The 1,353-nt window shown below is 67.3% G+C and carries 1 protein-coding gene and 1 pseudogene; one reads left to right on the top strand and one right to left on the bottom strand.

The window, feature by feature from the left end:
• Window positions 1-668: 668 nt before the first annotated feature.
• Window positions 669-1,223: a PAS domain-containing protein gene (locus tag JHD07_RS35220; RefSeq protein ID WP_291630565.1), complete on the top strand. Its 555-nt coding sequence runs from the start codon at window positions 669-671 to the stop codon at window positions 1,221-1,223.
• A 10-nt stretch (window positions 1,224-1,233) separates the two neighbouring features.
• Here JHD07_RS35220 and JHD07_RS35215 read toward each other — a convergent pair.
• Window positions 1,234-1,353 (bottom strand): annotated as a pseudogene (locus tag JHD07_RS35215) (hypothetical protein); the annotation flags it as partial.

Genomic DNA, 1,353 nt, shown 5'->3' with positions numbered 1-1,353 from the left:
GCCTTTGCCCGCCCTGCGCAAGTGCACAAAAGGAAAAGGTGCAGGATGTCTCGTTCGCCGGCAGACTGACTGGGTCCCGGCTCAGCGCAGCAGCGCTTCGCGCCGCAGCGCGTCCGGGACACGACCTCGCGCATTTGAGCCGCTTCCGTGTCCCGGACAAGGCGCGGCACGAAGGGCCGCGGCGCAGAGCCGGGACCCAGATTCTCCGTCGAGCTCGCAACATGGGCCCGGCTCTGCAGCGCATCACTGAAGGAGTGCGCGCTGCGTCCGGGGCACGAGCGCTGATGACCGAAAAGGAAAAGGCAGGGCCCTGGGAAGCCCTGCCCGTCCGTGTCGGTCTTCCGGTGGCCGGAGAGATAAGGAGTATCCCCACCCCTCCCCGCGGCCCGTGACCAAACTGTTTGACGCCCTGTGTACAGGCCTTGCCGAGAACCTGGAGAAAGCGGCAAGGCTTGCGACCGCCGTCACCATAACAGGCCGGCGGCGGGCACAAAGCGCATAGTTAATTTAACGTTAACGACGCAAACACCGCTTCAGCGGGCCCAAAACCGCCGCTGCGGCATGGACGCTGCAAATCCCCTCCTGCACAACAACACAAGGGATCGCGGGTGCACTGAAGCGGGACAGGACTGTCCCGAGCGGTTGCGCCCCGGGGTTAGCGTTCAGACATGAAACATCCGTCGAGCCGCGCGTTCTTCGCGTATTGGGACAACAAGCGCGGCGCTGCGCGGGCCCCCGACCGGGCCGACATCGACCCGGCCGCGGTCCGCGGCCTGCTCGGCGACATCTTCGTGCTCTCCTGCGAACCGAACCTCGGCTTCCCGTTCCGCGTCGCCGGCACGCGCGTCTGCGCACTCGCAGGAACGGACCTCAAGGACCGGAGCTTCGCGGCGCTGTTCACCGACGCGAGCCGCGGCGAGATCGAGGAGATCACGACGGTCGTCGCCGACGAGACGCTGGGTGCGATCGCCGGCGTCACCGCCGCACGCGGCGACGGCAGCAAGGCGCATCTCGAACTGCTGCTGCTGCCCTTCAACGCCCGCCCGCACAGCCCGGTGAGCGTGACGGGCGTGCTCGCGCCGTTCGACGACGAATGCGGCACGCTGTCCGCCCTCACCCTCACCTCCTGGCGCTATCTGCACCAGCCGGAGAAACTCCTGCCGCGCGCCATCCGCAAATTGCAGATCGCGCGCGGGCTGATGGTGTATGAGGGGCTGCGATAGCCGCCAGCTCTCACGGCATCGCCAGGTGCCAGGCGCCGTTCAGGAAGCCGTCGCCGGTGACGTCGCCGGGCTTCTGGTCCTTGGCGAACGTGTAGAGCGGCTTGCCCTTGTAGGCCCACTGCTTCGAGCC

Source organism: Bradyrhizobium sp., assembly GCF_016462955.1.
Lineage (GTDB): Bacteria > Pseudomonadota > Alphaproteobacteria > Rhizobiales > Xanthobacteraceae > Bradyrhizobium.
Note: the sequence above shows the minus strand (reverse complement) of the source record. Positions and strands in the feature narration are given on the sequence as shown.